The organism is Lentilitoribacter sp. JB5-8 (genome assembly GCF_055693385.1).
The window spans coordinates 1,461,352-1,485,476 of record NZ_CM146332.1; the positions used below are offsets into that span (position 1 = coordinate 1,461,352).

General features: G+C 45.0%; 29 protein-coding genes. 19 read left to right on the forward strand and 10 right to left on the reverse strand.

Features of this window, described 5'->3' with window-relative positions:
* Positions 1–45: 45 nt before the first annotated feature.
* The 4 genes from ACZ1GZ_RS06965 to ACZ1GZ_RS06980 all read left to right on the forward strand — a co-directional run bounded on the left by ACZ1GZ_RS06965 (position 46) and on the right by ACZ1GZ_RS06980 (position 1,841).
* A complete protein-coding gene (locus ACZ1GZ_RS06965) occupies positions 46–273 on the forward strand; it encodes a F0F1 ATP synthase subunit C (protein WP_035521724.1) in 228 nt (75 codons plus the stop codon).
* 73 nt (positions 274–346) lie between these two features.
* The gene (locus tag ACZ1GZ_RS06970) at positions 347–922 is read left to right on the forward strand and encodes a F0F1 ATP synthase subunit B (protein WP_472667745.1); all 576 of its coding nucleotides are present in this window, start codon (positions 347–349) and stop codon (positions 920–922) included.
* 10 nt (positions 923–932) lie between these two features.
* Complete coding sequence (locus ACZ1GZ_RS06975) at positions 933–1,412, forward strand: F0F1 ATP synthase subunit B (protein ID WP_472667746.1); 480 nt, start codon at positions 933–935, stop codon at positions 1,410–1,412.
* 90 nt (positions 1,413–1,502) lie between these two features.
* Complete coding sequence (locus ACZ1GZ_RS06980; protein WP_472667747.1) at positions 1,503–1,841, forward strand: hypothetical protein; 339 nt, start codon at positions 1,503–1,505, stop codon at positions 1,839–1,841.
* Between the two features lie 5 nt (positions 1,842–1,846).
* Here ACZ1GZ_RS06980 and ACZ1GZ_RS06985 read toward each other — a convergent pair whose 3' ends face one another.
* Together ACZ1GZ_RS06985 and ACZ1GZ_RS06990 are read right to left on the reverse strand one after the other, a co-directional pair.
* Positions 1,847–2,482: a ribonuclease HII gene (locus ACZ1GZ_RS06985; RefSeq protein ID WP_472667749.1), complete on the reverse strand. Its 636-nt coding sequence runs from the start codon at positions 2,480–2,482 to the stop codon at positions 1,847–1,849.
* Positions 2,483–2,780: 298 nt separating this feature from the next.
* Positions 2,781–3,935 (reverse strand): PA0069 family radical SAM protein, encoded by a 1,155-nt coding sequence (locus ACZ1GZ_RS06990; RefSeq protein ID WP_472667750.1) that lies wholly within the window; start codon positions 3,933–3,935, stop codon positions 2,781–2,783.
* Between the two features lie 130 nt (positions 3,936–4,065).
* Here ACZ1GZ_RS06990 and ACZ1GZ_RS06995 point away from each other — a divergent pair, with 130 nt between their 5' ends.
* Positions 4,066–4,584: a glycosyltransferase gene (locus tag ACZ1GZ_RS06995; protein WP_472667751.1), complete on the forward strand. Its 519-nt coding sequence runs from the start codon at positions 4,066–4,068 to the stop codon at positions 4,582–4,584.
* Between the two features lie 6 nt (positions 4,585–4,590).
* Here ACZ1GZ_RS06995 and moaB read toward each other — a convergent pair whose 3' ends face one another.
* The 4 genes from moaB to ACZ1GZ_RS07015 form a co-directional block, all read right to left on the reverse strand.
* Positions 4,591–5,139, reverse strand: coding sequence for a molybdenum cofactor biosynthesis protein B (gene moaB / locus ACZ1GZ_RS07000; protein ID WP_472667752.1), 549 nt, complete (start codon positions 5,137–5,139; stop codon positions 4,591–4,593).
* A gap of 15 nt (positions 5,140–5,154) precedes the next feature.
* The gene (locus tag ACZ1GZ_RS07005) at positions 5,155–6,030 is read right to left on the reverse strand and encodes a 4-(cytidine 5'-diphospho)-2-C-methyl-D-erythritol kinase (RefSeq protein ID WP_472667753.1); all 876 of its coding nucleotides are present in this window, start codon (positions 6,028–6,030) and stop codon (positions 5,155–5,157) included.
* Entirely contained in the window at positions 6,023–7,822 is a 1,800-nt protein-coding gene (locus ACZ1GZ_RS07010; protein ID WP_472667754.1) for a tetratricopeptide repeat protein, read from the reverse strand. Before ACZ1GZ_RS07010 ends, ACZ1GZ_RS07005 begins: the two co-directional genes overlap by 8 nt.
* 145 nt (positions 7,823–7,967) lie before the next feature.
* Entirely contained in the window at positions 7,968–8,984 is a 1,017-nt protein-coding gene (locus ACZ1GZ_RS07015; RefSeq protein ID WP_472667755.1) for a polyprenyl synthetase family protein, read from the reverse strand.
* A 152-nt stretch (positions 8,985–9,136) separates the two neighbouring features.
* Here ACZ1GZ_RS07015 and ACZ1GZ_RS07020 point away from each other — a divergent pair, with 152 nt between their 5' ends.
* The 10 genes from ACZ1GZ_RS07020 to glyS all read left to right on the forward strand — a co-directional run bounded on the left by ACZ1GZ_RS07020 (position 9,137) and on the right by glyS (position 17,413).
* The gene (locus ACZ1GZ_RS07020; protein ID WP_472667757.1) at positions 9,137–9,361 is read left to right on the forward strand and encodes a putative signal transducing protein; all 225 of its coding nucleotides are present in this window, start codon (positions 9,137–9,139) and stop codon (positions 9,359–9,361) included.
* Positions 9,354–10,154 carry a tRNA1(Val) (adenine(37)-N6)-methyltransferase gene (locus tag ACZ1GZ_RS07025; protein WP_472667758.1) on the forward strand — a complete coding sequence of 267 codons (801 nt, stop codon included), beginning with the start codon at positions 9,354–9,356 and terminating at the stop codon, positions 10,152–10,154. The genes ACZ1GZ_RS07020 and ACZ1GZ_RS07025 overlap by 8 nt, the downstream gene beginning before the upstream one ends.
* A 142-nt stretch (positions 10,155–10,296) precedes the next feature.
* On the forward strand, positions 10,297–11,166 hold the full coding sequence (locus ACZ1GZ_RS07030) for a S49 family peptidase (protein ID WP_472667760.1): 870 nt from the start codon (positions 10,297–10,299) through the stop codon (positions 11,164–11,166).
* Positions 11,167–11,222: 56 nt separating this feature from the next.
* Complete coding sequence (locus tag ACZ1GZ_RS07035; protein WP_472667761.1) at positions 11,223–11,414, forward strand: hypothetical protein; 192 nt, start codon at positions 11,223–11,225, stop codon at positions 11,412–11,414.
* A gap of 177 nt (positions 11,415–11,591) precedes the next feature.
* The gene (locus ACZ1GZ_RS07040) at positions 11,592–12,986 is read left to right on the forward strand and encodes a uracil-xanthine permease family protein (RefSeq protein ID WP_472667762.1); all 1,395 of its coding nucleotides are present in this window, start codon (positions 11,592–11,594) and stop codon (positions 12,984–12,986) included.
* A 133-nt stretch (positions 12,987–13,119) separates the two neighbouring features.
* Entirely contained in the window at positions 13,120–14,055 is a 936-nt protein-coding gene (locus ACZ1GZ_RS07045) for a glycine--tRNA ligase subunit alpha (protein WP_472667763.1), read from the forward strand.
* A gap of 61 nt (positions 14,056–14,116) precedes the next feature.
* A complete protein-coding gene (locus ACZ1GZ_RS07050) occupies positions 14,117–14,488 on the forward strand; it encodes a VOC family protein (RefSeq protein WP_472667764.1) in 372 nt (123 codons plus the stop codon).
* Between the two features lie 17 nt (positions 14,489–14,505).
* On the forward strand, positions 14,506–14,745 hold the full coding sequence (locus tag ACZ1GZ_RS07055; protein WP_472667766.1) for a CDGSH iron-sulfur domain-containing protein: 240 nt from the start codon (positions 14,506–14,508) through the stop codon (positions 14,743–14,745).
* 115 nt (positions 14,746–14,860) lie between these two features.
* On the forward strand, positions 14,861–15,250 hold the full coding sequence (locus ACZ1GZ_RS07060; protein WP_472667767.1) for a VOC family protein: 390 nt from the start codon (positions 14,861–14,863) through the stop codon (positions 15,248–15,250).
* A gap of 48 nt (positions 15,251–15,298) precedes the next feature.
* A complete protein-coding gene (glyS, locus tag ACZ1GZ_RS07065) occupies positions 15,299–17,413 on the forward strand; it encodes a glycine--tRNA ligase subunit beta (protein WP_472667768.1) in 2,115 nt (704 codons plus the stop codon).
* A gap of 52 nt (positions 17,414–17,465) precedes the next feature.
* Here the strand turns inward: glyS and ACZ1GZ_RS07070 are convergent, their stop codons facing one another.
* The 4 genes from ACZ1GZ_RS07070 to purD form a co-directional block, all read right to left on the reverse strand.
* Positions 17,466–18,104: a hypothetical protein gene (locus ACZ1GZ_RS07070; protein WP_472667770.1), complete on the reverse strand. Its 639-nt coding sequence runs from the start codon at positions 18,102–18,104 to the stop codon at positions 17,466–17,468.
* A 95-nt stretch (positions 18,105–18,199) separates the two neighbouring features.
* Complete coding sequence (locus tag ACZ1GZ_RS07075) at positions 18,200–18,547, reverse strand: hypothetical protein (protein ID WP_472667771.1); 348 nt, start codon at positions 18,545–18,547, stop codon at positions 18,200–18,202.
* A 92-nt stretch (positions 18,548–18,639) separates the two neighbouring features.
* On the reverse strand, positions 18,640–19,458 hold the full coding sequence (locus tag ACZ1GZ_RS07080; RefSeq protein ID WP_472667772.1) for a hypothetical protein: 819 nt from the start codon (positions 19,456–19,458) through the stop codon (positions 18,640–18,642).
* Between the two features lie 63 nt (positions 19,459–19,521).
* Complete coding sequence (gene purD / locus ACZ1GZ_RS07085) at positions 19,522–20,796, reverse strand: phosphoribosylamine--glycine ligase (RefSeq protein WP_472667774.1); 1,275 nt, start codon at positions 20,794–20,796, stop codon at positions 19,522–19,524.
* Positions 20,797–20,970: 174 nt separating this feature from the next.
* Between purD and ubiA the strand changes: the two genes are divergently transcribed.
* From ubiA to ACZ1GZ_RS07105, 4 genes are all read left to right on the forward strand, one after another.
* Positions 20,971–21,936: a 4-hydroxybenzoate octaprenyltransferase gene (ubiA, locus tag ACZ1GZ_RS07090; protein ID WP_472667775.1), complete on the forward strand. Its 966-nt coding sequence runs from the start codon at positions 20,971–20,973 to the stop codon at positions 21,934–21,936.
* On the forward strand, positions 21,933–22,811 hold the full coding sequence (locus ACZ1GZ_RS07095; protein ID WP_472667776.1) for a DMT family transporter: 879 nt from the start codon (positions 21,933–21,935) through the stop codon (positions 22,809–22,811). Before ubiA ends, ACZ1GZ_RS07095 begins: the two co-directional genes overlap by 4 nt.
* A 90-nt stretch (positions 22,812–22,901) precedes the next feature.
* Positions 22,902–23,390 (forward strand): MarR family winged helix-turn-helix transcriptional regulator, encoded by a 489-nt coding sequence (locus ACZ1GZ_RS07100; RefSeq protein WP_472667778.1) that lies wholly within the window; start codon positions 22,902–22,904, stop codon positions 23,388–23,390.
* Positions 23,383–24,069, forward strand: a complete 687-nt coding sequence (locus tag ACZ1GZ_RS07105; protein ID WP_472667779.1) for a GNAT family N-acetyltransferase — start codon at positions 23,383–23,385, stop codon at positions 24,067–24,069. The genes ACZ1GZ_RS07100 and ACZ1GZ_RS07105 overlap by 8 nt, the downstream gene beginning before the upstream one ends.
* Positions 24,070–24,125 lie beyond the last annotated feature (56 nt).

The window sequence follows — 24,125 nt, forward strand, 5'->3', positions numbered from 1 at the left end:
TTTGAAAAAGTTAGATATGAAATCATAATTCTAAGGAGTTTAATTATGGAAGCAGAAGCAGCAAAATACATCGGTGCAGGTATCGCATGTCTAGGCATGGGTGGTGCAGGTATTGGTCTTGGTACAATTTTCGGTAACTACCTTGCTGGTGCACTTCGCAACCCTTCAGCAGCTGACGGTCAATTCGGTCGTTTGATCTTCGGTTTTGCTGTGACAGAAGCTTTGGGTATTTTCTCATTGCTAGTTGCACTTCTCCTTCTTTTCGCTGTTTAATCATTCGCGAATTGAAAATGTTTGGTCACGTGGGGATTTTTGCCCCCGTGATCGCATTATTTGGAGGTGAGATATGTTTGTGACCACCGCACATGCGGAGTCCCATACGACTCAAAACGCAAATACTGAAGTTGCTGGACACAGCGAAGGACAAGCCGGCGGATCGTTTCCTCCGTTTGATCCTGGTCTATATCCATCACAGCTTTTGTGGCTTGCGATTACATTCGGCATTTTTTACTTGCTTGTTTCAAAAGTCATCGCACCTCGTATTGGTGGCATTTTGGAAGATCGTCATGATCGTATCGCTGAAGATTTAGATGAAGCCAACAGGCTGAAAGACGAATCCGATGCTGCGGTTGCTGCGTATGAGCAAGAACTTGCAGATGCTCGTCGTAAGGCAAATGAAATCGCCACAACATCTCGCGAGAAAGCAAAAGCTGAGTCAGATGCGGAGCGTGCCAAGCACGAAGAAGCATTGAACAAGAAGCTTGCTGAAAGCGAAGCTAATGTTGCTGCTGTTAAAGCAAAAGCATTGGCTGAAGTTGATGGTATTGCTGGTGACACTGCTCAGGCTATTGTTGAACAATTGCTTGGTGGTAAAGTTACCAAAGCTGAAGTCACTGCCGCTGTGCGTGACGCTGTGAAATAGGAGAGGCAAAATGGACGCTACATTTTGGGCACTCGTTGGCCTCATTATCTTCCTCGGCATAATCTTCTATCTGAAAGTTCCTGGTAAGATTACTGGCGCGCTCGATCAACGCGCTGATAAGATCAGAGACGAACTTGATGAAGCAAAGCGCCTGCGTGAAGAAGCGCAGCAGCTTATGGCTGAATACCAGCGTAAGCGCAAAGAAGCTGAACAAGAAGCTGAAGACATCGTCGCTGCAGCTAAAAAAGAAGCTGACACGCTTAAAGAAGAAGCTCGCGTTAAGTCAGAAGAATATGTGGCTCGTCGCGAAGCACTTGCTGAGCAAAAGATTGCTCAGGCTGAGCAAGACGCAGTGAGCGAAGTTCGCGCATCTGCTGTTGAAGTTGCGATCACTGCGGCTGAAAAGCTTATCGGTGATAAAGTGACAGCTTCAACAAAATCAAGTTTGTTCAAATCATCATTGGCTGAAGTCAAAGATCGTTTGAACTAGTTTCGATTTTTCTTGCTGTATTTAACAAGCAATATATAAACTCAAGGCCTGATGGTTCATCCATCGGGCCTTTGTTTTATGGAGATTTATATGCCTCATGTCGTTTTAGAATATTCAGCAAATTCAATTGATAATGATCAATTAGATCAGGCGCTAAAGTCGACCTATGAGGTGTGCTGTAAATTTGATTGTATACGTCCTGAAGCGATCAAAATACGCGCGCATTCTATTTTAAATGCATATTACGGAAATGGAGCGAAAGACTTCATCCATGTCACAGCTCATCTTTTAGATGGTCGCTCACGCGCTCGCAAAGCTGAAATTTCCAAAGCGCTGCTTGATAATATTATGGCTGAATTTCCGATGATTGATACGTTTAGTGTCGATGTCTTGGAAATCGATGGTAACGTTTATCAAAAAAATAAATAGCGCAATTAGTCTTTACGGATTGGTTTAAAACTAAAGCGGTGAATGGGGCAGGGGCCAAATTCAATAATGGCATCTCTATGAGCTTTGGTGCCATAGCCTGCATGCTTTTCAAACCCATATTCTGGATATAGTTTTGATGCGTATTCCATCATGCGATCTCGAGTAACTTTCGCCACTATAGATGCTGCCGCTATTGAGAGTGAACGGCCATCTCCCTTGACCAATGCATCTGCTGGAACGTTCATGCCAAATGGGACATCCCTGCCATCAACCAATGCGTATTGGGTTTTTTTCGCCAAGGCATGTAGAGATCTGCGCATAGCGTCCAAACTCGCTTTTCGAATGTCTGTTCTGTCTATTATTTGAGCAGAGTTTGAACATATCGCGACATGTGAAGTTCTCATGATCTCATCAAATAAAACTTCGCGTTTCTTCACAGTTAATTTTTTACTATCGTTTAGACCCTCTGGAATATTATGTTCATCCAGTATCACCGCAGCGGCAACAACAGGTCCTGCTAGTGGACCCCGTCCAGCTTCATCTAAACCGGCCACCGGCCAATAACCTTGATTTTTAGCTTTAAGTTCTGAGCTAAAATCTGGACCTTTTGACAGATCAAAATCTAATTCTGATTGGGGCATGAGATTGAAGAACCGACGTGGATGCGCATTTTGTTAGGGGATCATGCCACATCCACGTCAATTCTCGCAAGAGGTTACTGCCCGAGCTAATCGCTCTTGATATCATCATGATAAAAGGCAGTTGATATAAGATAGTCGGGGACAAATGACTATAATATATCTCAGGTTCTGATTTAGGGTCAGAACCATATACGCAAAGTCAAAATAGTTGGCGGCATTTCAACTTTTGCGCTGATCACATCATGCTTAGATCTATGGCGCGATCTCTCATGATGTAATGGCTCATATGAGGAAGCTTTTATAACAGCGAAAGCTGAACATTCTCTCCCTCAGGTTTGACGAATAAATCCGTTCTTGGTGATGGCATGCGTTTACCCAAACCAAGGCGCTTACATGTCATGTCAAAACGTCTGCTAATTTGCCAAGCGTAAGGGCCCGCACCGCGCATGCGTTTGCCAAATTCCGCATCATAATCCTTACCGCCACGCATCGATCTAACAAGCGACATGACATGACGATATCGATCAGGGTAGTGCCGTAATAGCCAGTCTCTAAAAATGGGGCTGACTTCCTGAGGCAAGCGTAAAAGTACGTATGATGCTTGCTCAGCGCCAGCATTATGCGCGCTGTCAAGAATACGCTCGATCTCAAAATCATTCAATCCAGGTATAACAGGTGCCACCATCACTGAAGTGGGTATGCCAGCATCTGACAGAGTGCGCATAGCTTCAAGACGTTTGGTCGGCGTGGAAGCACGCGGTTCCATAGAGCGTGAAAGTTTACGATCAAGCGTCGTTACCGACATCGCAACACGCACTAAACCATCACGTGCCATTTGTGATAAAATATCAATATCGCGCAAGACAAGTGCAGACTTTGTTACAATACCAACAGGGTGTTTGGCTTCTGCTAAGACTTCTAAGATTTGTCGCATAATGCGCATATCTTTTTCAATGGGTTGATAGGGATCTGTATTGGTACCAATGGCAATGCTTTTGGGTTGATAATTGGGTTTTGATAATTCTCGCTTGAGCAATCGAGCAGCATCGGGTTTAGCAAAGAGCTTACTCTCAAAATCAAGACCGGCGGACAACCCCATATTTGCGTGAGTGGGGCGCGCAAAGCAATAAACACAGCCATGCTCGCATCCTCTATAAGGATTAATGGAGCGATCAAATGGGAGGTCAGGGGAGGTGTTGCGAGTGATGATAGATCGCGAACGTTCTACTTGAACTTCTGTTTTAAACGGCTCAAGCGTTTCAAGATTATTCCATCCATCATCAAAAACATGATGCGTATGCAATTCAAACCGACCACTTGGATTAATACCAGCTGCACGCCCACGCCTACGCGAATGATCAATTTGAATAGATTGGTCAGCCAGCATTTGGCGATTGATATCCGAACCATGTGGAATATCAAACTCGGTGTGGTGCCGTCCTGCTTCGTTCATATTTATCTCCCTGCGCTCTATTTTTTATGAGTCGCCAACCTTGAATATATTCCTAGCATGAAAAATAGAACAAAACAAGAACAATAATTGGTGCATTGCAATATTTGTCAGCCTTAGATAAAAGAAATCTATGATTTCAGTTATTATTCAATGCCATAATCAAGAGGCAGAATTAGCAAAGACTTTGAGTGCACTCGTCAGCGGAGCTGTCGAGGGAATTATCAGCGATGTATCCATTGTTGATGATGGTTCATCAGATGGCACAGCAACGGTTGCTGACGCTGCTGGCTGCAATCTTTATTCATCTCAAGACCTTGATAAACTTCCTGCGAATATAAGAAGTGAATGGATCATGCTTATCGAGCCTGGTGCAAAACCTCTTCACGGGTGGATTGAGGCATTCACTGAGCATATTAATAATGGACAAACATCTGCGAAGATGTCGCCATCGGTCAATTATCGTTTGCCATTCTTAAAGCGCTTGTTGCGCAAATCTTCGCCACTGGAATATGGCCTACTCATGCCTAAACGTGAATTTGCAAATCATGTGAAAAATGGGAAATCACTTGAGAGTATTGCTAATGGATCAAGAGCCGTAAAGTTAAGATGCGAAATGGTGCCAGCAAGCTATTCACAGCTTATGGCTTAACCCCAGCTAGTTTGCACCACGCTTTAAGTGTTCATCAAGCCGAGGCATAATCTCCACAAAATTGCATGGCATATGGCGGTAGTCGAGTTGGTTTTTTAAAATCCCATCCCAGGCGTCTTTGCAAGCACCGGGTGAACCGGGCAGAACAAAGACAAAAGTCTGATTAATCAAGCCAGCGGTTGCGCGCGATTGAATGGTGGATGTACCAATCTTATCTTGCGAGATCGAATGAAAAACATGCGAAAACCCATCCATGTGTTTTTCAAATAAAGGCTCAAGCGCCTCTGGGGTGACATCCCGTCCGGTAAAGCCCGTTCCACCCGTGGTGATAACGACATCAATACCATCATCCTTACTCCAAGACGTCACGCGTGCAGCGATCTTTCCTTTATCATCTTTGACGATATCGCGATCGACAAGGATATGTCCTGCATCTTCAATACGCTTAGCAAGCGTAAGACCAGATTTATCATCATCAAGGGAACGGCTGTCTGAAACAGTTAAGACTGCTATTTTAACGGCGATGAACGCTCGATTTTCATCAATCCCAGCCATCAGTTTTTCCCTTCATTACCCAAGCAATTGAGTTGTCTTCACAAACCAATCTGGATGCGCATCTTTGATGATTTGTTCTGCGCGAAAAGCGCTTTCATTGTCTTCATATAGCGCAAAGCAGCTGGCACCGGAACCCGACATTTGCGCACATGAAGGTTTGGTTTGTTCCAGCCTATCAAGACATTCAGCAATTTCAGGGCAGCAAAGAATTGCGGGATTTTGGAGATCATTGCGGTTTTGGGCGATAACAGCCACCAATTCATCAAAACTATGGATTTGTGTTGGCGAGCTTAAAGACCCATTTCGTTTTGTTTCAAGCGCTTTGAAAACAACCGGAGTTGACACTTGAACCATCGGATTAACAAGCACAATATTGCCTTTAGGGAACGGCGCTACAAGTGATATCTCCTCACCAATACCTTTCGCAATAAGTGCACGGCTTTTAAGGCACATGGGAACATCAGCCCCAAGATCAAGTGCCATACGTTCCAACTCAATCTCTGAGATATCAAGATCCCAAAGTTTGACTAGAATGTTGAGCGCAGCTGCTGCATCGGCTGAGCCGCCCCCAAGGCCAGACGCGACAGGCAGGTTTTTTTCACATATGAGCGATACTGGCGTTGTTTGAAATCCGTTCTGATGGGCATGCGCTGCCAGCATATCGCGTGCTTTGACAATCAAGTTGTCATCGTGACCATCCAGCACATGAGCAAATGGGCCACAGAGCTCAAAGCTATTTTCTTGAGCAGGTGTGGCGGTAATCTGATCGCCAAAATCAGTGAAAGCAACAAGGCTTTCGATCAAATGATAGCCATCGTCACGCTGGCCCGTTACATGAAGCGCAAGATTAACTTTCGCATGAGCTGTTAGAGATAACGTCGACTTATCCATCAGAGGACGTGGATGCACTTTCAGTGTTGTTCTCAGGCATTCCGTCTTTGATCTTCTTTTCAATAGCAGGGATCAGACTTTCGTCAAAATCAGACATGTTCAATAATGCACGTTGCCACTGAAAACGCGCTTCGATTTTACGCCCGACATTCCAATATGCATCACCTAAATGATCATTGATTGTTGGATCATTGGGCAATAATTCAACGGCACGTTCTAATTCGCGAACTGCGTTTTCGTATTGTCCCTGACGGTAATATGCCCAGCCCAGGGAATCGACAATATATCCGCTATTTGGTCGCGCTTCGACAGCTGCACGAATGAGATCCATACCCTCTTCGAGTTTGATATTCATATCAATCCAGGAGTAGCCAAGATAATTCATCACATCCGGTTGGTTTGGAGATAATTCAAGTGATCTTAAAAATGCAGGTTCTGCCTTTTCCCACTCTTTTAAGCGTTCAAAACCAATGGCTAAGCGATAGAACATATTCCAATGTGAACGGTTATGGATAGGACCAACTGCTTTAATGCCACGCTCAAAATTTTCAACGACTTCAAGATAGCGTTTTTCTCGCGCTAAAATACGGCCTAAACCTTCATAGGCTCGAATATCTTGCGGGTATTTTTCAATAATGCCTTCAATGTGCTCAATCGCTTCATCAATATTGCCGATATCTGCAAGATTAAGCCCAAGTTGCAAGTCTGACAGTCGGCGCATTGGTGAATCTTCAGGAACCATTCGATATGTCTCGATGGCTTTTTCAGGCTTATCAAGTTGCTCTTGAACATCTGCCAACAATACTAAAATCTCTGCGTTATCAGGATCAAGTGCACGGGCTAGCTGAAGGTAGAGCCCGACAATTTCCTGGCTTTGGCCATTGTTGAGCGCACCCGCAATTGCGTAAATCGCATATGCTGCACCTTCTTGTGCCGTTTTAACCGGGAATTCAACATTTTCACCGGCTTCTATCCGTTGCGCCAAGGCATCGGCGGGCGAAAACCCTGCGCGAATGTTGGGGTTTAGATCAAGTGCAGCAAGCGCTTTATCTTTATCGCCTTCAATCGCATAAATCGTCGATAGCGCTGTATAGCCAAGCAAATAGGCATCAGGAGCAACGCGAATAGATTGATCATCCAAAATCAAGTCTGTTAAGCGGGCAATTGCTTGATCCTGATCTCCAGCTGCATATGCCATAAGCCCCGCATTTAAGTCTTTAAAATATGCAAACCATGCTGGCCCTTCCAGCGCATCAATTTGTGCCAAAGCCTCTTCAGATTTATTAGCTCCAAATTTAGACCAGGCGGATAATAAATCATTGATAAGTTCATCAACAATAATGCGCGGGCTGTATTCTAAATATCTATCAGTGCTGCTGTATTCGCGGTTTCGAACGGTTTGAATTGCAAGTGCCTGTTCAACCAGCTCAGCAACATCTGCATCATCTTTCAGCGTTTGCGCAATTTCAATGGCATCATCAAACTCTCCAGCAAGTAACAGCGATGAAAACAAGCGTCGCTTTGCGGTAAGGCTTTCTGGGTCAAATTCAAGAGCACGTTTATAAAACGCAATTGCTTGTTCAACATCATTATCTGAATCAGCGATTTGGCCGGACAAAAATGCAGCGGTAAAGGTCGGAATGCTTTCAGCTTCAATCGAATTGTCTTCAGTTGTTACAGCTTCTTTATGACTATCAGCCTTAAGGTGAGTAGCTGTTATCAATGTTGTAATCGAAACTGTAGATAGCAGCAGACCAGTAGATAGAATACAAGAAAGTAACCGATTGCGCATGAAAGACCCTTTAACCCATTTGATTCGCCCATCCTCCACCTGATGGTCAACTATCATTATGCACAAAACAAGGCGATTTACATATAAAATTTCCGTGGGTTACAAATTTGTGCAAATTTGGCAAAAATCTTTTAATCAGAATGATTTAATTCACACGTGAGAGGCAAAAATCCACCACTTCTAACAGGGCAACTTTCTCTGGTGTGGAAGGCAGCGGCGCCAACGCATCACGAGCCATGGCGCTATAATGTTCCGCACGAGCAATTGTGTCTTCAATACCCGAATATTTTGCGATTAACTCAGTTGCTCTCGCAAGCGCTGCATCATCGGTTTGACCATCTTCAATCGCGCTCTTCCAGAACTTTCTTTCCTCATCGTCTCCACGACGATATGCAAGAATAACCGGGAGCGTAATTTTGCCTTCGCGGAAATCATCGCCAGTGTTTTTACCAAGATCATCTGCAGACCCGCCATAATCAAGCGCATCATCAATCATCTGGAATGCTAGTCCCAAATTCATACCGAATGATTTAAGCGCATCGCGCTCAGCTTTTGAACTTTCAGCGATGATTGGACCAACTTCTGCCGCAGCAGAAAACAAAGCGGCTGTTTTCGCACGGATCACCTGAAGATAATCATCTTCTGTGGTTTCCATGTTCTTTGCGACAGATAATTGTAGCACTTCGCCTTCGGCAATAACGCAAGCTGATGTTGATAACACATCAAGCGCATCAATTGATCCGACATCAACCATCATTTTAAAGGCTTGTCCTAAAAGAAAGTCACCAACAAGAACACTTGCCTGGTTGCCCCAAATCATTCGCGCTGTTGATTTGCCGCGCCGTAAATCGCTTTCATCGACCACATCATCATGCAGCAAGGTTGCTGTGTGCATAAATTCAACACTCGTTGCGAGTTGAATGTGACCATCACCTTTATAGCCAAGCATGTTAGCGGCAGCGATGGTGAGCATCGGGCGCAGGCGTTTCCCGCCGGATGAAATGAGGTGTTCTGCCACTTCAGGGATCATCTCTACGTCTGAGCCAGCTTTGGACAGGATCAATTTGTTGACCAATTCCATGTCAGCTTTCGTCAAATCGACAAGTGGTTTAACAGACGCTTTTGGTTTTTTATTTTCATCTAGTGAAATAACTACACCCACGAGATTGATCTCCTAAAAATTTTACTTATTTTGGACCATAGTTTCCTCAAGCCTTGCCCGCAAGTGGCGAATTGGCGCGGGAGGTATTAGATAGTGTAAATAGTTCAGAAATAATGTTTTGTTCTGATTGTGAAACGAAGGTGAGGGTTAAATTGGACGAATTGATCAGGACAAATGACGCTGTGGTGCTTTCTCTTGCGCAATCATTGTTAAAAGATGCAGGTATCGCGCATTTATTGGCAGATCAAAATATGAGCATCATGGAGGGATCTATTGGATTATTCCCCCGGCGATTACTGGTTGATTCTGATGAAATAACCCAAGCGCGTCGCCTCATGATCGATGCAGGGTTAGGTGATGAGCTCTGGAATGGCTGATCTGAAAGTTATAAAACCCAGCAATGCAAGTATTGATGCATTTCACAAAGGTGCGTTTTACCTCATGCAGCCTAAAGAGAGCGGTCATCGGGCGGGCATTGATGCGATGCTGCTGGCAAGTCTTGTACCTGAAAACGCAATTGGTCGATTAGCTGATCTTGGTGCAGGCGCTGGAGCCGCTGGCCTGGGTGTAGCCTATCGTTCAAAAATAGATGTGACACTGTTTGAAATGTCACCCATCATGGCGCAACATGCGCGTCAATCCCTTCAATTAGAGCAAAACCAAAATTTTGCGCAACGATGTGACGTTGTTGAGGCCGATGTGGAATTATCGGGACAAGCGCGTATTGCAGCCGGGTTTGAAGACAATAGCTTTGATCATGTCATCATGAACCCACCCTTTAATGAGGCTGGGGATCGCAAAGCACCTGATGAACTTAAAGCGCAAGCCCACGCGATGTCCGGCGATGATTTATTTGAAAAGTGGATCAAAACCGCCGCCGCAATTTCAAAGCCACAATGTCAATTGTCGCTAATTGCCAGACCTTCATCCTTGCAAAAAATACTAGCCGCCTGCGATGGTCGTTTTGGCGGGATAGAAATAACCAATGTGCTGCCTAAACGCGATGACAACGCAATTCGGATTTTACTTACCGGCATAAAGGGAAGCAAAGCGCGGCTGAAAATGCGACCGAGTATAATCATGCACGAAGACGATGAAAAAGGCGCGCGACATTATACAAAAATGGCCGATGACTTGATAAATGGCAGAGCATTTTGGTTGCGAAGCTAACACCTTCACGATCGAGATGGATTATTGATCGTTTACAACCCAGATAATGTAAATTTTTGTAAAGTTGCTTGTTTTAAAAGCATTTGCCTCCTACATGCTAGCTAACTAAACGATTAAACTTATTTGAAATGGAGTTACCGGCATGCGCCGCTTGAAGAAGTTATTACCGAAGAAATTTCGCAAAGAAAGTGTTGAAATCCCTGTTGTTCGATTGCACGGCGCAATCATGTCAGGCGGTAATCAGTTCAGCAAAAACCTCAATCTTGCAGGTGTTGCCGAATTATTGGATCGAGCATTTGCTGATAAAAAAGCCCCAGCGGTCGCGTTTTCGGTCAATTCACCAGGTGGTTCACCCGTTCAATCGCGCCAAATCCATAATCGTATTCGTCAATTAGCTGAAGAAAAAGACAAAGACGTTATTATGTTTGTTGAGGATGTTGCAGCGTCAGGCGGCTACATGATCGCCTGTGCTGGCGATGAAATTTATGTCGATCCATCTTCAATTGTCGGTTCAATCGGTGTCGTATCCGGTGGATTTGGTTTCCCAGAACTGCTCAAAAAAATCGGTGTTGAACGCCGCGTTTATACAGCTGGGAAAAACAAATCGACACTTGATCCATTTATGCCAGAAAAGAAGGCCGATATTGATCGCTTGAAAAAACTGCAATTGGAAATTCATCAGGTCTTTATTGATATGGTCAAAGCCTCACGTGGAGATCGTTTAAATGAGAGCGAAGACATGTTCACCGGTGCTTTTTGGACGGGAATGCAAGGCAAAGAGCTTGGTCTTGTTGATGATATCGGTGATATGCGCGCAGTCTTAAAAGAGAAATATGGTGAGAAAACCGAATTGAAACTGATCGCTCAAAAGCGTGGTTTATTTGGTGGTCGTTCGCAAGGCGTGTCTGCAATGATTGGTGGCGATGTAACTGAGAATTTGGGTGCAAATTTATCTCAAGGGTTTGCAAACACTGTTGAAGAAAAAGCCCTTTGGGCGCAATATGGACTTTAAAAGCGGAGTTAATAGGATCAAGGGGTCCTATTTTTTAGGGATGGAAAGCCGTTAACATGAATGGACTGATTGTACTTGGTGTTGTGGGTGCTTTGGGTTGGTGGGGTTACAAAAATCTCACCAAAGCTGCAGAGAAGGTTTCAGCCAAAGTTCGCGACGCGGAAAAAGAGCGTCAAACCGGTGCGCAAGGCACTTTGATCGAAGATCCAGAAACTGGCGAATATCGCATAAAACGCGAAGATGAATAAAATATCCTTTGAAAATCGCAAGAATTTATGACTTTTCTGTGCGTAAATCAGCATATTTGCGCGCAAGATAAGTCATTTTGCTTGCTTGATGCCTTCCTCCATTAGAAGGTTTTATCGAGAATGACGGCGAGGGGCCGTTTTCTCCGTAAAAACGTCTTGTCATCGGAGGGAATACTTATGGCAGATACTTCACTAGGGACAGCCGAACAGCTTAAAGATCCCAATTACATGCCAGCACTTGGCAAAGCAGTGCCACTGGGCATTCAACATGTTTTGGCAATGTTTGCCAGTAACGTTACACCAGCAATTATCATCGCAGGCGCCGCGGGCATTGGCTTTGGTTCAGATCAGGGCGCGCTCGGCTTTCCCGACATGACCTATATGATCCAGATGTCGATGCTGTTTGCAGGGGTTGCGACACTCATTCAAACCATCGGCATGGGACCAGTCGGCTCCAAATTGCCAATTGTTCAAGGAACGAGTTTTGCGTTCCTTCCGATTATGATCCCAGCGGTGGCTGGTGCAGGAACTGCGGGCCTAGGCGGGCTCTTTGCAGGTGTGATCATAGGTGGTTTATTCCATTTCTGTATCGGTCTGTTTATCGGGCGTATACGTTTTGCACTTCCTCCATTAGTCACAGGCCTCATTGTTTTGATGATCGGTCTGGCTCTTATCAAAGTGGGCATTCAATATGCTGCAGGTGGTGTGCCAGCAATGGGCAAATTAGCGGCTGCAAAAGCTGCTGGTGAAGACATTAGCGGAATGGCCTTTGGTTCACTTGCCATGTGGATCCCAGCCCTTGTGGTGATTGGTGTGACATTAGCGCTGAAGTTCTTCACACGTGGTATGTTGGCTGTTGCTGCAGTGCTCGTAGGTATCATCGTCGGCTATATCGTTGCATTGATGATGGGGCAGGTGAATTTCGGAAATGTGTCAAAGGCTGCCATCATCGGTTTGCCAAATCCGTTTAAATATGGATTTGAAATCAACTGGGCAATTGTCATTGGTATGATCTTAATGTCATTTATCTCAGCCATTGAAACAGTTGGCGATGTGTCTGGTATCACTAAAGGTGGTGCAGGTCGTGAGGCAACAGATAAAGAAATTCAAGGCGCGACATTTGCCGATGGTTTGGGCACAGCGGTCGCCGGTATCTTCGGTGGTCTACCAAATACATCATTCTCGCAAAATGTTGGCTTGATTTCGATGACAGGTGTTATGAGCCGTCATGTTGTGACAATCGGCGGTATTTTCTTGATCATCTGTGGTCTGATCCCAATTGTCGGCGCGATCATCAACACTGTGCCAATCAATGTGCTTGGTGGCGGTGTGATCGTAATGTTCGGTATGGTCGCAGCAGCAGGTCTAAACATGTTATCAGATGTTGTTTGGAACCGCCGTAACATGGTGATCTTCGCAACAGCCTTATCAGTTGGTTTTGGTCTGCAATTGGTGCCAGATGCGTTGGTGCATTTGCCAAAAACAATGCAAATTTTGCTAACGTCTGGTCTATTGCCGGCGGCGATCATTGCGATTGTGCTGAACCTGATTATTCCCGAAGAAACTGAATAATCATTGTAAAATTGCAAATTAGAGGCCGGGTGAATAATCATCCGGCCTTTTATATTTTAACTGATATCTTGACCAAAACGGGCCATCATGCGATTGAGCGGGCAGTTAAATCTAGCCACATAAGTTGAACGCAATGACCGTATCTGTTCCCAAGCATCTTGATCCTACGAAATCATTTCAAGGTCTCATCCTGACCCTACATAATTATTGGGCAGAATATGGCTGTGTGATTTTGCAGCCATACGATATGGAAGTCGGCGCTGGGACATTCCACCCGGCAACAACATTGCGTGCGCTTGGTCCAAAATCATGGAATGCTGCATATGTGCAGCCATCACGTCGTCCGACAGATGGCCGCTATGGCGAAAACCCAAATCGCTTGCAGCATTATTATCAGTACCAAGTGATCCTAAAGCCAAATCCATCTAACTTGCAGGAACTTTATCTCGGTTCGCTTAAAGCGATCGGGCTTGATCCGCTTGTTCATGATGTGCGCTTTGTGGAAGACGATTGGGAAAGCCCAACACTTGGTGCTTGGGGTCTTGGCTGGGAATGTTGGTGCGATGGTATGGAAGTCTCACAGTTTACATATTTCCAACAGGTCTGCGGGATTGAATGTTCACCTGTTGCCGGTGAGTTGACCTATGGTCTTGAGCGCTTGGCAATGTATGTCCAAGGCGTTGATAACGTTTATGATTTAAACTTCAACGGCGGTGAAGGCGACGATAAAGTTACCTATGGCGACGTCTTCCTTCAAGCCGAACAAGAATATTCACGCCATAACTTTGAATATGCCAATACTGAAATGTTGCTGCGTCATTTTGAGGATGCAGAAGGCGAGTGCGAAGCCTTGCTAAAAGCTGGAACACCTGATGAAGAGGGGTCGCTGCACAAATGCGTGTTGCCTGCCTATGATCAGTGCATCAAAGCTTCACACGTGTTTAACCTGCTCGATGCGCGCGGTGTAATCTCGGTTACCGAACGCCAAAGCTATATCCTGCGTGTGCGCAATCTTTCGCGTCAATGCGGAGAAGCATTCCTGCTGACCAAAGCCGGCGGTGCTGAATAGTTTACTTGCGATTGTATTAAGACGAGTTATCCTACCTCTCATAAATTGAGGGAGCAGAATAATGGATCTTGGCAATTTTTCACAAAGCCTTGCGGTTAAAGATGTGGCTGCGTCTAAAGACTTTTATCAAAAGCTTGGATTTGAGATTTTTCATGATCAATCGGAACAAGGCTGGGTGATCATGAAAAGCCCAACTGCGGTGATTGGGCTGTTTCAAGGTATGTTTGAGAAAAACATCATGACTTTCAATCCAGGTTGGGATGCGAATGGTCAAAACACTGATAATTTCACTGATATTCGCGAAATTCAGAAGAAATTGAAAGCCGAAGGTATAAAAATTGCCCAGGAAGTGGATGAAAATACATCCGGTCCGGCTAGTTTTGTCGTAGAAGATCCAGATGGGAACCCCATCATGTTTGATCAACACCGATAAATTACGAGGAGTGCCCGATGGCCAAAGGACAAGTAGCAACAACATCACCGATCCCGGTTGAAGTTGAAGAAGGCAAAAACTATTTCTGGTGCACATGCGGGCAATCAGCCAATCAACCTTTTTGCGATGGTAGCCATAAGGGCACCGAATTTGCACCAATGAAATGGACAGCCGAAGCAACGGGTCGCAAATTTTTCTGCGGCTGTAAACAAACCGATGGTCAGCCATTTTGTGACGGAAGTCATAAAAACATCTAGATTAGGCGGGCGTACTTGTGCGCTCAACAAACGTTCTACCCCGTTTGGGCGTGACATCTTTCCCAACACTTGCTACATGCTGATCCATCAATTCTCATCAGCATGTGTTAAGGCCATGGACAGAGCAAAACTAATCAGTCAGGCGCCGGTTTTAATGGTGTCGGACATTATCAAGAGCATAGAATATTGGACGGAAAAACTTGGATTTACCGCCAATACTTACGGCGAACCTGTCGATTTTGCGATCCTCAGACGAGACGGTTGTTTTATGATGTTAAGTCAAGCGCCCGCAGATCATGAGCTTGTGCCGAATTGGAAAATCAAGGACATGACCTGGAATGCTTATTTCTGGGTTGATGATGCGAAGAAAATCTATGAAGAGTTCCAAAAAAGTGGCGCGATCATAGATTATAAATTACATGAGAAACCATATGGTGTTCTCGAATTTGGTATCCAAGATCTCGATGATCATGATATAGCCTTCGGACAAGACCTAACCGGCTAGAACCAATACGACCCATTCACCAAATAAATAAACCTGAGTACCACTTAAATGCCTGATCTATTATTAGAATTACGTTCCGAAGAAATCCCAGCGCGCATGCAACGCAAAGCTGCTGGCGATTTGAAAAAGCTGGTTACTGACGCTTTGGTGGATGCTGGGCTGACTTATGAAGCTGCGCGCGAATATTGGACCCCACGTCGTTTGGCTTTGGACCTGCGCGGACTAACAGCAAAATCAGCTGATATTCGTGAAGAAAGAAAAGGCCCACGCGTTGATGCGCCCGAAAAAGCCATCCAAGGGTTTTTACGCGGGGCAGGGCTATCATCTATTGAAGAAGCAACAACACAAAACGATCCGAAAAAAGGTGAGTTTTATGTGGCTGTGATAGAAAAACCTGGCCGCAAAGCTGAGGATATTATCGCAGATGTGATGCCAGGAATTATCAAAAACTTCCCTTGGCCAAAATCTATGCGTTGGGGTGCAGCGTCCGCTAAACCCGGTGCTATGCGTTGGGTGCGTCCATTACAGTCTATCATCTGTACTTTCGGTCCAGAAACTGAAGAGCCTGTGGTCATTCCATTTGAAGCGGAAGGCATAAAATCTGGCAACATCACTTTTGGACATCGTTTTCATGCACCTGATGAGATTAAAGTTCGCCGCTTTGATGATTATGTGACGGCGCTCGAAAAAGCCAAGGTCATTCTTGATGCAGATCGCCGCAAAGAAATCATCAAATCCGATGCGCAAAATCTTGCCTTTGCTTCAGGGTTTGAATTGGTGGAAGACGAAGGTCTGCTCGAAGAAGTTTCAGGTCTTGTCGAATGGCCTGTCGTCCTCATGGGTGAGTTTGAAGAAGAGTTTTTAGCAATCCCTGATGAAGTGATCCGCTTAACGATTAAAACAAACCAGAAGTGCTTTGTGCTTCGTGGACCAAATGGTTCATTGGCCAATCGCTTTATTCTGACATCAAATATTGAAGCAGAAGATGGCGGAAAAGAAATCGCTTACGGCAATGGCAAAGTGGTGCGTGCGCGCTTGTCTGATGCACTTTATTTCTGGCAAACTGACCAAACGGATCTTCCTGATCTGGCGCAAATTTCTGGATCAGCTGAAGCGTATGAATTGGATATGTCCAAACCGCTTGATCAACGGATGGCGCGACTTGATTGGTTGAACGTGACATTCCATGCCAAGCTCGGCACGCAAGGTGCACGTGTTCAGCGTATCGCGAAATTGGCCGCAGAACTTGCCTCGGTGACAGGCGCGGATTTAGCGCAAGTGAAACGGGCAGCTTATTTGGCAAAGGCTGATTTGCAGACCGAAGCTGTGTTTGAATTTACCGAACTTCAAGGTCTTATGGGCCGCCGATATGCTGAGCTGCAAGGCGAAACGCCATCAGTCGCAGCAGCAATTGAAGAGCATTATAAGCCGCAAGGTCCATCTGACGAAGTGCCAAAAGATGCAGTAGCAGCAACAATAGCGCTTGCCGATAAGCTTGATACGCTAACTGGCTTTTGGTCAATTGATGAGAAGCCAACAGGTTCAAAAGATCCTTATGCATTGCGCAGAGCAGCGCTTGGTGTGATCCGTATTATCTTGGAAAATCACCTGCGCTGTAACCTCAGCAAGTTCATGTCAGAAACACCTGATCTTTTGAACTTCTTCCATGATCGTCTGAAAGTATATTTGCGTGACAAAGGCGCGCGTCATGATTTGATAGACGCGGTTCTAACAGACACTTCAGATGATTTGGTATCAATCGCAAACCGTCTGGTTGCTCTTGCTGATTTGCTTGAAAGTGATGCGGGCCAAAATCTCTTGGCTGGCTATCGTCGTGCTGCAAATATTTTATCTGCGGAAGAGAAAAAAGGTGCTCAGATTGCGCTAGATGTGAATTCTGATCTCTTTGAAGGTGCAGCTGAAGAAAATCTTTATAAAGCGGTGACAGCTGCGCAAAGTGTCTCATCGGATGCCTTGTTGAAAGAGAACTTTGGCGCCGCGATGACCGCTCTTGCTTCGCTTCGTGAACCTATCGATGCCTTCTTTGAAGATGTTATGGTTAATGTCGAAGATGAGAAAGTTCGCGTTAATCGTCTCGCCCTTCTGGCGCAAATTCGCAAAGGTGTCGAGCTGGTAGCAGATTTCTCAAAAATCTCAGGCTAGAACACAAAAAGCCGGACGAAATGCCCGGCTTTGTAAAAAAATTTATTTGCGATTAGTTCAAACGCAGGCTGAATGAATCAGTATCCAATTCTTTCACTGGCGCCGGTTTTTCTGCCATAGCCATTGATTGATCTTCCATCTCAATTTTCCCATCGCTTGCTGGCATTGAACTAGCGGCCGCGATTGAAGGCTTAAGATTTGGCTTGATTTCTGGAACAGCCGGGGCTGTTGCTTCATCACTTTCCAGTGTAGCGACTGCCGGATCCTTTGCGAAATTTTCACTTGGTTGCGCAGGGCCATAAATCGCCAATCTTGTAGGTTCAGATACACCGATAGATGCTACCGAATTGCTATCGATATTGCTTGGCTCTTTACCTAGCAAAAGCGCTACGCCCTCCGGTGAAGATGTCACATGGGCAAATGCAACCGGGCTACCGCCAAGCCAGTTTTCGACGCGGTAAAGCTTTTCATCCTCACCAACAGAACGCATTTCAAAAACTTGCGAACCGCTTTCCAGGACTATGCCTTCATCTTCGTCTTCTTTTTTGCAAGACGGACAACCAAATACGATAAGACTGCCTTGGGCTGTTTCCTTCAATGGAATTTCTACCATTTTCAAACTGTTCTCAGCAAAAACAACAGATGTGCTCAATGAAAGCGCAAAAGTGCTTAAAATCAGGAGCTTAGACATGTTATTACCCTCTTTGAAACGGATTTGTTCAAAGAGATACTAACACCGCAAAGTTAGGGTTTCGTGAGCTGGTGTGGTTAATAAAAGCTAAACTATTATCCGTCGATATTGGATAAGTATTGCTTAACTTGAGCTTCCCATAGAGGTGGGATGAACATAAGCCAGTGACCATTGTTCTCACCACGAATTTTATAATCGAAAAACTCGCCCTTGCCACCAGCTGTTTTGAAAACATTAAAATTGCCTCGGCTGTGTTCGATCGAATAAAACACATCCTGCTGACCATATAGCCAAAGTGTATCGCCTTTAAAATCGCCACCGCGTTTGAAGATATTATGATTGATGTCTTCAACACTTTCGCACAATTCACCCGACCAGCCACCAACAAAGTTGATCACACCTTTGACCTGATCACTATGCATTCCGGCATATGCAATCGACAATGCACCTCCGCGTGATTGCCCCCCAAGCAAAATGCGATCAGACTTGATATTGTCTTCGCCCTGAAGCGCAATAATTGCTGCATCTAAATCTTCTAATGCGCGATCAGCACCTGCAATTGAGATAGCGCTGTTGCAGCTATAACCCTCACTTCGGTCTTCTTGAAAACCCTCGTCATAAAGCCCCGTTGAATTGCCGCGCCCACGTCGTTGGGGAAAGCTACAATGTAACCGTGCTCATTTAATACATCTGCCAACCAAGTGTTGACCCAGGTATGTTTAAATGAGTTCGGATCGCGTCCATTGCCTGTTGAACCGTGATTGATCACGGCAAGTGGAAATGGTCCATCGCCCGAAGGTTTGAAAATGACGGTTTCCAATTGGATCTGCTTATCATCTTCAAAAAGCTGGACTGGCAGCATTTTGGTTTCACTATTTGTCCAAGCAATATCAGCATCTGTCTGTTTAAGCGCGCTGAGTGATTGACGGTGCAAAACACCAAAGCTGAACCCCTCGCCAAACACAGCGCGTAACGTACCATTTGTTGTCACCGTAAGATGCACTTGAAATCTCGCTCCGGAGACAGTCATCTTATTATCGGAAATTTTCCCATCCAGCCGAAACCAAGCCGCTTTAAACCCAGCTCTTGGATTATCGGCAACGGCATAGATAACCTTTGCGTTATCGCCATCAATGGCCTCAACAATCAGGATGGTTTTTAAAAAGCCGTCCCAAAGTCCAGTCCAGACACCGACAAATTTCGAATTTTCATCACCAGAAAGCGGCGCTGTATCAGCAGGAATTGGTACGCCGTCGATGTCAATATCCATGGCAGCATCACTCGCATTCGTGAACGTGAACAGGAACATAGACGTAAAAATCGTCAAAATTAGTGCAATATTTTTTTTAATCACACCTGTATCCCTTGAGTTTCACCATTGATGATAGACATGATTGGGCCTGATGCAAGAATGGATCTAGTTTTTTATCCGCTCAATAGCGCGCCAGCCAATGTCATTGCGATAAAATCCTTGAGGCCAATCAATTGATTTAACCGCTTCATATGCTTTGTCACGCGCTTTGATAATATCACTGCCAGAGGCTGTCACATTAAGCACGCGGCCACCATTGGCGATCAATTTGCCATCTTTAACCACTGTCCCTGCATGGAAAATCTTGGTGTCTGCATCTTTAATTGCATCGACCCCTTTTATCTCCGTGCCTTTCAGAGGAGATGCAGGATATCCCTCTGCTGCCATCACAACAGTTAGCGCGACATTATCATCCCAAGACATTGAGTGCCCATCGAGCGAGCCTTCTGCGGCTGCGAGCAATAATGGCAGGATATCATCTTTCAAACGCAACATAAGCAATTGGCATTCAGGATCGCCAAAACGAACATTATATTCAATCAGCTCAGGACCTTTTTCAGTAATCATAAGCCCAACAAACAAGACACCTTTAAATGGATGACCATCTTGCGCCATTCCCGCCATTGTCGGTTCGACAATTTCTTTCATGGTGCGTGTTGTCATTTCTTCGCTCATCACAGGAGCAGGGGAATATGCGCCCATGCCGCCAGTATTGGGACCTGTATCACCATCACCGACGCGCTTATGATCCTGCGCAGCTGCCATTGGCAGGGCGGTTTTACCATCGCACAAGCAAAAGAAACTTGCCTCTTCGCCATCAAGAAAAGCTTCAACCACAACTTCTGCGCCAGCCGAACCAAATGCGCCATCAAAACAATCATCGATAGCAGCCAGTGCATCATCCAAATTCATCGCAACAGTGACGCCTTTACCAGCGGCTAGACCATCCGCCTTGATCACAATCGGTGCACCTTGCTCACGTGTATACGCCTTTGCATCATCAGCATTGTCAAAACGTTGGTAGGCCCCGGTTGGAATAGAATATTTCGCACATAGGTCTTTGGTGAAACCTTTTGAACCTTCAAGCTGTGAGGCAGCTTTGCTCGAGCCAAACACTTTAATCCCGGCTGCTTCTAAAGGATCTGTAATACCATCGACGAGCGGCTGTTCAGGTCCAACCACCACGAGCTCGATATTTTGTAACTTACAGAACGCAATGACCGCATCGTGGTCGTTTATATCAACATTCACGATCTCTGCATGCTCTTTTATCCCGGGATTGCCCGGCGCTGCAAAAAGATTTGAAAGAAGTGGAGATTGCGCAATTTTCCATGCGAGCGCATGTTCGCGGCCACCGGAACCTATTAGAAAGACATTCATGGTTTGCTCCTGATCTGTCGTTGATCACGGGGTAGTCGTATGGCCCGCTAAGGTCAAGGCTCGCACCCGCACTTTCCATAATTTTCAGTATCAAAACCGCGAATTGATGTGCTCAATCTCAATTGCAAGTAAAAGCAAGCTTGACCTTTTTATGTATGGCTGACATCAAAAGGTATGAGTGGAGAAATCGGACATAATTCACGCGTAGCGGATGCGCCTTCTGATAATTGGGTTTATCGGTTTTTGCCGCAAAGCTTGTGGCCGCTTGCACAAATGGCGCGATGGGACCGACCTATCGGATGGCAGCTTTTGTTGCTGCCTTGTTTGTGGTCTGCGGCAATGGCTGCAAATACGCAATTGGCGATCGGCGATGAAACCCACCTTGCGATATATCAAACTTTTCTTTGGCATTGTATTTTGTTCACGCTCGGCGCGATCGCCATGCGTGGAGCAGGATGTACCTATAACGATCTTGTTGATCATAAGCTGGATGCACAAGTAGAGCGCACGCGTTCGCGGCCTTTACCTGCGGGGCGTATCACACGCAAAAATGCAAAGCTTTTTATCATTGCGCAATTGGTCGTTGGCGCTTTGGTTTTGTTCCAATTTAATTGGTTTACGGTTTTTCTAGCGATGGCTTCGCTCATCGTTGTTGCAATTTACCCCTTTGCCAAGCGATTCACGGATTGGCCGCAGTTCTTTTTAGGTCTGGCGTTCTCATGGGGTGCATTTATCGGTTGGTCCGCAATTTTTGCAGAAGTGAGCTGGGCGTCATTTTGCCTATATGTTGCCGCGGTCTTTTGGACCATCGGATATGATACGATTTATGCCCACCAAGATCGTGAAGATGATGCGCTCATTGGTGTTCGTTCGACCGCAAGATTATTTGCCGAAAATACCAAAATTTGGCTAGCTGGTTTATATGGTGCAACACTTTTGCTCTTAGCGCTTGCCTTTTATCTATCATCTATGCCGCTCATCGCATTCGTTACGCTCATTTTCGTCATGGGTTTGTTTATCTGGCAGATTAAAGTTCTGGATATCGATAATCCTGATCAGTGCTTACGATTGTTTAAATTCAACGGAAAAGTTGGTCTTGTGATATTTGCAGGCCTTGCAATCGCATTGGTTATGTCATGAATATCGGTGTGATTATGGTCGCAATTGCGGCATCCTTAGCAGGAACTTTAGGCACATTTGGGATTATACTAAATGAAGCCGGGTTTACCGGTTTTCAGGTTGCCGCTATTCGCATGCTGCTAACGTCGCTTACATTGATTGCGTTTTATCCATTATTCTTCCGCGGCACTTTAAATCTCATGCGTGCAAACTGGCAATTGCTTATTCCACATTCACTTGCAGGGATATTCGGGTTCAATATGTTCTTCTTCATCGCAACAGAATATTTAGGCATCACGCTTGCTGTTGCATTGTTATACACTGCTCCGATCTGGGTGATGATTTTGTCTAAAATCTTCTTAAGCGAACAATCAGATTTGGTGCGTTGGGGCTTGGCGTTTTGTGCGGTTTTAGGTGTGGCGTTTATTTTAAATGCTCAGGGAAGTGAAATAAACCTATCAGCGTTTGGACTGGTTTTTGGTTTCGGTTCCGCTGTTGGCTATGCAATATTTGCCGTTTTGGGGAAAGTTGCATTGGGAAAATTAAGTGCCAATCAATTGTTGTTTTCGGCATTTACAATTGCAGTGCCATCTTTGTTTTTATTTCCACAAACATGGCAGGCTTTAGCGCAATTATTCCAAACGACTGAGTTTAAAGTGTGGGGTTCGTTTTTTGCTGTGGGTTGGATAGGCACAATCTTAATAAACCTATTTTACATGCGTGGCTTAAAGCGCATTTCAGCATCAACGGCGACGGTTATTACTACCGTCGAACCGCTCGTTGCGACAATTCTTGCTGTGTTTATTGTCGGTGAAATTCTCTCGCTAACCCAATATTTTGGTGTCGTATTAATTGTACTCAGTGCAACGTTAATTGGACTAAGAGAGAGTAAGTAATCATCACAATTATATATCCTCAGATGTGCTTAGTTTGACAATTTATATAACAAGTTATATATCTAGTTATATAAAAACTTGGAGATCATGGTGCAGGAAGATATTATTAAGCGCATTGGATATGTAGCGCTCGGTTCACGTCTCATTCGTGCCGGTGAACAGTTACGCGCTGAAACCCAAAAATTACTCGATAAACATGATATACAAATTCAAGGTTATCAGCATTTTATCCTTGTTGCGTTGGTTGAAAACGGCCCTTTGTCGATCGGTGATTTAGCTGAAACGATCGGTGTTAGTCAGCCGGGAATAACGCGAAGCATCGGGCAATTAAAACGTCAAGGCTATGTTGAAATTGAAAAAAGCGATACTGACAAACGCGTAAGGACAGTCGCGCTCACTGCCTTAGGCTATTCGATTTATGAGGCTGCAAAAGATGTGACCTGGTCGAAGATTGATCATTGTCTGACGCAATTATTTTCAGATCAATCTGGTCCGTTTCTAAAGCAATTGGAACATCTGGAAAAAGCAATAGAAGATGGAACATTGATTGCTCATATTGAGGAGATTGATCATGACTGAACATATTCTCGATCGTCCAATTTGGAATGCGCTAAATACTGAGCATTCAGGCTATGCATTGGGGGGTGACAATGCACGCCGGTTTGAACCAGATATTTGCCCATTGGGTGGTGTGGGTGATGAAAGCAAGCAAAGCCTGCAAGAACTATCCGAATTGGTTTTAAAACATGGACGACTAGTTATAGCGCAAGCTGCAAAGCTTAAACTTCCTGATGGTCTAAAAATTTTGTCGCAAACAACGTGTGAACAGATGGTGCTGGATAATCCAAATCTTGATCACGAGCATGACTATGAGATTATTAGACTTGATGCAAATGATGCAGATGAAATGTTGGCATTGGCCAATCTAACAATGGCAGGCTTATTTGATAAACGTACACAAGTACTCGGAGAATATTGGGGTGTTCGTCATAATGGTGAACTTGTTGCGATGGCAGGAGAGCGCTTAAAAAATCCCGGCCTTACGGAGATCAGTGGAGTATGCACACACCCCGATTACCAACGTCGTGGATTAAACAAATGCATATGTGCAGATCTTGCAAAACGCATTATTGCGCGGGGTGAACAGCCATATCTGCATTACTATTCATCAAATCAAGCCGCAAAAGCTCTTTACCAGAAGTTGGGTTTTAAAGTGCGTCAAACGTTAAATGTCGTGGAAATGGTTGCTGAAAAATAAGTAAGGGTGTGCCCTGTGCCCTGCACCTTGCGCAGTTGTGAAGAAGCGGTGCGATA

Bases quoted from the DNA above. Each gene is read 5' to 3' on its own strand.
- ACZ1GZ_RS06965 (WP_035521724.1), top strand. From the start codon at position 46: ATGGAAGCAGAAGCAGCAAAATACATCGGTGCAGGTATCGCATGTCTA.
- ACZ1GZ_RS06970 (WP_472667745.1), top strand. From the start codon at position 347: ATGTTTGTGACCACCGCACATGCGGAGTCCCATACGACTCAAAACGCA.
- ACZ1GZ_RS06975 (WP_472667746.1), top strand. From the start codon at position 933: ATGGACGCTACATTTTGGGCACTCGTTGGCCTCATTATCTTCCTCGGC.
- ACZ1GZ_RS06980 (WP_472667747.1), top strand. From the start codon at position 1,503: ATGCCTCATGTCGTTTTAGAATATTCAGCAAATTCAATTGATAATGAT.
- ACZ1GZ_RS06985 (WP_472667749.1), bottom strand. From the start codon at position 2,482: ATGCCCCAATCAGAATTAGATTTTGATCTGTCAAAAGGTCCAGATTTT.
- ACZ1GZ_RS06990 (WP_472667750.1), bottom strand. From the start codon at position 3,935: ATGAACGAAGCAGGACGGCACCACACCGAGTTTGATATTCCACATGGT.
- ACZ1GZ_RS06995 (WP_472667751.1), top strand. From the start codon at position 4,066: ATGATTTCAGTTATTATTCAATGCCATAATCAAGAGGCAGAATTAGCA.
- moaB (WP_472667752.1), bottom strand. From the start codon at position 5,139: ATGGCTGGGATTGATGAAAATCGAGCGTTCATCGCCGTTAAAATAGCA.
- ACZ1GZ_RS07005 (WP_472667753.1), bottom strand. From the start codon at position 6,030: ATGGATAAGTCGACGTTATCTCTAACAGCTCATGCGAAAGTTAATCTT.
- ACZ1GZ_RS07010 (WP_472667754.1), bottom strand. From the start codon at position 7,822: ATGCGCAATCGGTTACTTTCTTGTATTCTATCTACTGGTCTGCTGCTA.
- ACZ1GZ_RS07025 (WP_472667758.1), top strand. From the start codon at position 9,354: ATGGCTGATCTGAAAGTTATAAAACCCAGCAATGCAAGTATTGATGCA.
- ACZ1GZ_RS07030 (WP_472667760.1), top strand. From the start codon at position 10,297: ATGCGCCGCTTGAAGAAGTTATTACCGAAGAAATTTCGCAAAGAAAGT.
- ACZ1GZ_RS07035 (WP_472667761.1), top strand. From the start codon at position 11,223: ATGAATGGACTGATTGTACTTGGTGTTGTGGGTGCTTTGGGTTGGTGG.
- ACZ1GZ_RS07040 (WP_472667762.1), top strand. From the start codon at position 11,592: ATGGCAGATACTTCACTAGGGACAGCCGAACAGCTTAAAGATCCCAAT.
- ACZ1GZ_RS07045 (WP_472667763.1), top strand. From the start codon at position 13,120: ATGACCGTATCTGTTCCCAAGCATCTTGATCCTACGAAATCATTTCAA.
- ACZ1GZ_RS07050 (WP_472667764.1), top strand. From the start codon at position 14,117: ATGGATCTTGGCAATTTTTCACAAAGCCTTGCGGTTAAAGATGTGGCT.
- ACZ1GZ_RS07055 (WP_472667766.1), top strand. From the start codon at position 14,506: ATGGCCAAAGGACAAGTAGCAACAACATCACCGATCCCGGTTGAAGTT.
- ACZ1GZ_RS07060 (WP_472667767.1), top strand. From the start codon at position 14,861: ATGGACAGAGCAAAACTAATCAGTCAGGCGCCGGTTTTAATGGTGTCG.
- glyS (WP_472667768.1), top strand. From the start codon at position 15,299: ATGCCTGATCTATTATTAGAATTACGTTCCGAAGAAATCCCAGCGCGC.
- ACZ1GZ_RS07070 (WP_472667770.1), bottom strand. From the start codon at position 18,104: ATGTCTAAGCTCCTGATTTTAAGCACTTTTGCGCTTTCATTGAGCACA.
- purD (WP_472667774.1), bottom strand. From the start codon at position 20,796: ATGAATGTCTTTCTAATAGGTTCCGGTGGCCGCGAACATGCGCTCGCA.
- ubiA (WP_472667775.1), top strand. From the start codon at position 20,971: ATGAGTGGAGAAATCGGACATAATTCACGCGTAGCGGATGCGCCTTCT.
- ACZ1GZ_RS07095 (WP_472667776.1), top strand. From the start codon at position 21,933: ATGAATATCGGTGTGATTATGGTCGCAATTGCGGCATCCTTAGCAGGA.
- ACZ1GZ_RS07105 (WP_472667779.1), top strand. From the start codon at position 23,383: ATGACTGAACATATTCTCGATCGTCCAATTTGGAATGCGCTAAATACT.